Genomic DNA, 5,720 nt, shown 5'->3' with positions numbered 1-5,720 from the left:
CTCTGTCTGATTGACGATGAAAGAAACCATTTTTTTTCGTGTGGCGTTCGTGGTGACTGCGTGCGTGATTCTGTGGTTAGCCATCACCAGCGCAGGCCTCCCTTTTGTCAGCTATTCCGACAAACTGAATCACGGCTTTGCCTTTGCCGTGCTTTACTTTCTTGCTGACTTCGGTTGGTCGAACGGGCGGCACATGCGCCACAAAGCAGGCGGCCTGCTGCTTTTTGGCGTGCTTATCGAAGTCTTGCAAAGCTTTACCCAAAATCGGCTTGCTGAGTGGGGTGATATTGGTGCCGATGTTGTCGGGCTTGCCATCTACTACACATTGCATCAGCCAGCGGCCAAAGTCGCTTTCTGGCGTCGCTGGCTGACACCACCGCACTAAATAGACCTATTCCGTGTCCAATTCCTCAAACGACTTCACCAAATCATCGATCTGCTTCATTTGACGCAAAAAAGGTTCAAGCTGGGACAGCCGCAAGGCGCAAGGCCCATCACATTTGGCTTTTTCCGGTTCTGGATGAGCTTCCAGGAACAAACCTGCCAGTCCGAGCGCCATACCTGCACGGGCAAGCTCGGTCACTTGTCCACGTCGCCCATCGGCTGAATCGCCACGTCCACCGGGTTTTTGTAACGAATGCGTGACATCAAACATCACCGGGTAGCCAGTCTTTTTCATGACGCCGAAGCCGAGCATATCGACGACGAGGTTGTTGTAGCCAAAACAGGTGCCCCGCTCGCACAGAATCACATTGTCGTTGCCTGCCTCCTGGCATTTGCGAATGATATTGACCATTTCATGTGGTGCCAAAAATTGCGCCTTCTTGACGTTGATGACCGCACCTGTGCGTGCCATTGCAACCACCAGATCAGTCTGGCGCGATAAAAAAGCGGGCAACTGAATCACATCCGCCACTTCCGCCACCGGGGCAGCTTGATAAGGCTCATGGACATCGGTGACAATGGGCACCTGAAAGCGAGCCTTGATATCAGCAAGCCACTGCAATCCGATATCCATCCCTGGGCCCCGGAAAGAATGAATGCTAGAACGATTAGCCTTGTCAAAGCTCGCCTTAAACACATACGGAATATTGAGTTTTTGGGTCACATCAACATAGGCTTCGGCCACCTCCATCGCTAGTTCACGCGACTCCAACACGTTCATCCCGCCAAACAGCACAAAGGGTCGATCATTGGCGATCGCTATCTCATGAATATGAATCGTCTTATGCATCATTTTGCTCTCTCTGTTCAGCCATTTTGTCAATTGGCCTTCGCCTCCTGCGGCGTTTTGACATGACGTTCCATCAGCTCAAAGATACGCGTGTATTCATCAAGCCAGCTTGACGCATGTTTGAAACCATGGCGTTCCATTGGATAAATCGCAATATTGAAGAGCCGCGTTTTTTTCAATTCGATCAAACGCTGCACCAAGCGCACGGAATCCTGGAAAAACACATTATCATCCAGCATGGGCGAGCAAATCAGCAGTGGCTTTGCCAGCCCTTCGGCGAACTCAATCGGCGAGCTTGCGCGATAGGCCCAAGGGTCCAATTGCGGTGTGTTAAGAATATTCGATGTGTATTCGTGATTGTAGTGTTTCCAATCCGCCACCGGCCGCAATGCCGCACCCGCCGCAAAAAGGTCGGGCTTTCTAAATAGTGACATGAATGTCAAAAAGCCCCCATACGAGCCGCCATACACACCCACTCGTTTTGGATCCACTTGCCAGTGCTCGGCTAAGTAGCGCACGCCATCTTCCAAATCTTCAACTTCCGGATGCCCCATTTGCCGATAAATGGCAGTACGCCAATCTCGCCCGTAGCCCTCCGAGCCGCGGTAATCCATATCCAAAACGATATAACCATGATTGACCAGAAATGTATGGAACATCATTTCACGGAAATAATCAGACCAGCCTTGATGACTGTTTTGTAAATAACCAGCGCCATGCACAAACACCACGGCAGGGTAGCGTTTCCCAGGCGCCAATGTTTTCGGTTTGTAAAGTCGAGCGTAGATCGGCCGTTTGACGTGCGAACTCGGAACCTTAACAATTTGCGCCGCCACCCAATCAATCGATTGAAAGGCGTCACTGACTGTATGGGTCAGACGTTTCGGGCTAGCGCCGCTCGCTAAGTCTAGCCAATATAATTCAGGATGTTGGAGTACAGTGGAGTGCAGCAACACGAGGCCACGCGAATCCCGAGGCAATAGAAAGTGGCTATCCCCACCCCAGTGAGTCAATTGCTCAATCTCACCACTTTTTGTGTTGACCCGGAAGATGTCGTATTTGGTCGGATCCGGCCGATTCGCACGGAAATAAATGTAGGCGCCCTTCTCATCCACCTTGGGTTCACTGACTTCCCAATGTCCTTGCGTCAACTGGCGAGTCCGGCGACGTATCGTATCTCGGAGATAAAGATGAGAGTAGCCACTCTCTTCCGACAAATACCACAATGTGCGACCATCCGGCATCCAACCAAAATCATTAAACGCCCAGTTGATCCAGGCAGGGTCCGTCAATCGATGCTGTTGCACCAATCGCACATTTTTCATATCTAAGGTAGCAATCCATCGATCTTTGTTGTCCCGAGCGCGAATCTGCAGCGCTGCGACATTGTTTTTTGACCAAGCGATGTCTGTGATCTCGACCGGCCGTTGTTCCGGCGCAGAGAGATTTTCCTCAATCCATTGCTGATCAGCGCCGTTCTTCTTATGCCAACGCCGTGCTTTCTTACGGAGATCAGCCAACGGATCGTCATGGATGCCCGACAGCGTCCGATAATCAATTTCGTATTTTTTTCGTGCTGCCACATCCAGCCAGACCAAGTAATGCGGACGTGGCGCCACGCGCCCGACTTTTTGACGCAAAGTTTCGATTTCAACATAACCAGACCTGGTCACAAATCGCGCCAGATGCCCCGGGCGCCCTCGTTCATCCCGGTCATCCTCGAGTACCAAGATGACATGCTGACCATTAGGGCTGACACTACGTGCCACCACCTGCATGTGTTTTCCCAAGTACACGTGATAGGCAGCGTCTGGGTGGCTCAGACTTTTCAGCACCTTTTGTTCGTCTTTTTTCGCCTTGCGATCGGCTTCTTCACGTCGAACTGTGGCAAAAAACTCAAGCTGCTGCTTGGCTAATGGGTCGTAGGCGTTATCAGCCGATGATTCTGGCAGCTCATGTTTCAATGTCAGCTTCTCAATTAAGGTTCCCTCGGTCGTCAGCCAAAAATAACTGTCGCCTCGCCAAAACCCAACGGTATTCGAATCATCCACAAACTGCGGGGCGTATTCATCGTCTTCTGTCGCTGTCAACTGACGCTCGACACCGGTCGACAAATCTCTCACAAAAATATCGCCATCCCGGGCATACACCGCCATCCGGCCCGACCGGTCCAACGCAAACTCGCGCACATCACGTTGCCGCATAGCCTTAGTCGAAAGCTTTTCCATTTGGCCATCCGGCAGCGCCAACCGCCACAGTTCACGGTTGAAACTCCCTTCTTTCTTGCGCTCAAAATAAACGGTTTTCCCATCCATGGATAGGTAAGGGGCAATTGGTTGACGGCCTAGCCAATCCGGTTCTGCCATAATTTGTTCGAGTGTCGGAGTCTGCGCGAAGGCATACGCGATAAAGTTGCAAAACAAGGCAGCAAAGACGATCTTTTTCATGCGCATCACATTCATTGACAAGCAATAGCCGTCATCATACCTCAGCGGCTGAGTTTTTCCAGTACATGACATCCCTGACCAATTGGTGGATAATCGCGCCCTCAAATCAAACGAGGATGCCAACATCATGTGGTTTCGTCACCTGCGTCCATACCAATTGCAACAGCCGATTACGCCCGCCGCTGAACAACTTCAACAGTCGCTGGAACAGTATCAGTTCCAGCCCTGTTCCGCGACGCAAAAAATATCCATTGGTTTCGTGCCGCCACTGCCGGAAGGATCAGCGCTGTATTACCGTGCTGGTCATAGCATTTTGATCACCGTCCGTATACAAGAGCGTCTTTTGCCTGCCGCCGTTGTCAAAGACGAGGTCGAAGAACGTCGCCAAGTCATCGAAGCCGAAACCGGGCAGCCCATTTCGGCGCGGGAGAAACGGGCATTGAAAACCATGGTTGAAGAAGAACTACTGCCCAAAGCATTTTGTCGCTCGCGGCGTATTGCTGCTTTCTGGAACGACGAACACAACCTGCTCGTTGTGGACACCACCGTTGCCAGTCGCGCCGAAGCCATCCTCGGATTATTGCGTCAAGCGCTTGGTTCACTGCCTGTCAAACCATGGCCGTTCACCTCAAGTCCGGCGAAAGCCATGACACGGTGGTGGCAGCAAGGATCAATGCCTGAGGAATGGACATTAGGCGACGAAATCGAAGGGATTGATTCAACTGATGTCCAACGCAAATGGCGTTACAAAGGTTTTGCGGAAAATGACCCCCTGTTGGCGCATTTATTTGACGACAACATACTGGTGCAAAAAACGAAATTAACTTGGCGTGACGCACTCACTTTGGTGGCGACGTCCGACGGGATGCTGACACGGCTACAGTGGCCTGACAACATCAAGGAAGAAAGCAAAGTAGATGATCCGACCGAAGCCGCAGCACACACCTTTGCCGTCATGCAACACCAGCTGTGTGCACTTTGGCATGATTTTGTCTCGTTGATCGAACATGGCTAAACCAAACGACGCGCTCGTTGAAGCCTTTTACAATACAAAATACTGTGTTGAATGGCAGGATGGTTGCGTCTCCAACGTCTTTCTTAACAAGCCACTGCCGCTGCCGGTCATTCAGTGGCTGCAATCGGTGGACGCTCAAACGTACGCCATTGTCACCGCAGACAATCCGCACGCCCAAACCCGACCCGAGATCGACAATATCAAAGCGCGCAAACGGCTCAAAAGCGTGCTCGCGCAGCAACAACTGCCATATCAACCCACCCGGCATGTGGCGCTTCACGGCGATTGGCCCGATGAAATTGGATGTTTAATTGGCGCCATCACGCAGACGGAGGCGATAGCGCTAGGGCGAAGATTTGGTCAGTGCGCGGTCATTACGGGCACCATTGAGACAACACCGACCCTTGTTTTTATTGACGAATACAAATAAAGGCAGGGCATGCTTGGTGCCGGTGAGTGGACTCGAACCACCGACCTACTGATTACGAATCAGTTGCTCTACCAGCTGAGCTACACCGGCCCATCGACGCGCGCTATTTTAGTGAAGCCGCGCTCCGGACGCAATCGCAATTGACATAATTTGTCAGCGATGCCGCCATAGTGACAATTTTTGTCACATCACTTGGCTTTGGGTGACAAAATGCGTCAATCTCCAACACTGCCAATCCATGATAAAGTGTTGTAGGAACGAGCCAAGAAGACATGACTCACCTAAAAAAATCAACACGTTAGGAGTTTTTTGCCAATTATTTCACAAAATAGGTGTATGCCCTTTTCAAGCTGGCACGGTTCATGCTTTACTGTGAGTACCTAGCGAATCTGGGTGTGGCAGCCAACATTCGGCGTGCCACTGACGCAAACATTCTGGTGCATTAACCAATTGGAGGAAACCAACTATGAAACGCCAATCGCAAGGCTTTACCCTCATCGAACTGATGATTGTCATCGCCATCATCGGCATTCTCGCTGCGGTGGCCATTCCGGCATACCAAGATTACCTGAAGCGTTCACACGTTTCTGAAGG

Annotated in this window: 6 protein-coding genes and 1 tRNA gene; 4 read left to right on the top strand and 3 right to left on the bottom strand. The window is 51.3% G+C overall.

Annotated elements, in window-relative coordinates; genetic code table 11:
* Positions 1-16: 16 nt before the first annotated feature.
* Positions 17-385: a VanZ family protein gene (locus tag D6694_15240; GenBank protein RMH34411.1), complete on the top strand. Its 369-nt coding sequence runs from the start codon at positions 17-19 to the stop codon at positions 383-385.
* A 6-nt stretch (positions 386-391) separates the two neighbouring features.
* Here the strand turns inward: D6694_15240 and D6694_15235 are convergent, their stop codons facing one another.
* Positions 392-1,237: a 3-deoxy-8-phosphooctulonate synthase gene (locus D6694_15235; protein RMH34410.1), complete on the bottom strand. Its 846-nt coding sequence runs from the start codon at positions 1,235-1,237 to the stop codon at positions 392-394.
* A gap of 26 nt (positions 1,238-1,263) precedes the next feature.
* Complete coding sequence (locus tag D6694_15230; protein ID RMH34409.1) at positions 1,264-3,810, bottom strand: S9 family peptidase; 2,547 nt, start codon at positions 3,808-3,810, stop codon at positions 1,264-1,266.
* On the opposite strand from D6694_15230, the gene D6694_15225 reads away from it, so the two are divergent.
* Both D6694_15225 and D6694_15220 read left to right on the top strand, forming a co-directional pair.
* A complete protein-coding gene (locus D6694_15225; GenBank protein ID RMH34408.1) occupies positions 3,809-4,696 on the top strand; it encodes a recombination-associated protein RdgC in 888 nt (295 codons plus the stop codon). The genes D6694_15230 and D6694_15225 overlap by 2 nt on opposite strands.
* Positions 4,689-5,126: a DUF3293 domain-containing protein gene (locus D6694_15220; GenBank protein ID RMH34407.1), complete on the top strand. Its 438-nt coding sequence runs from the start codon at positions 4,689-4,691 to the stop codon at positions 5,124-5,126. The genes D6694_15225 and D6694_15220 overlap by 8 nt, the downstream gene beginning before the upstream one ends.
* A gap of 14 nt (positions 5,127-5,140) precedes the next feature.
* Here the strand turns inward: D6694_15220 and D6694_15215 are convergent.
* A tRNA-Thr gene (locus D6694_15215) sits at positions 5,141-5,216 on the bottom strand.
* Positions 5,217-5,592: 376 nt separating this feature from the next.
* Here D6694_15215 and D6694_15210 point away from each other — a divergent pair.
* Positions 5,593-5,720: prepilin-type N-terminal cleavage/methylation domain-containing protein (locus D6694_15210; protein ID RMH34406.1), on the top strand; the 128-nt coding region annotated here is incomplete at its 3' end.

It is taken from the genome of Gammaproteobacteria bacterium (assembly GCA_003696665.1).
GTDB lineage: Bacteria > Pseudomonadota > Gammaproteobacteria > Enterobacterales.
Note: the sequence above shows the minus strand (reverse complement) of the source record. Positions and strands in the feature narration are given on the sequence as shown.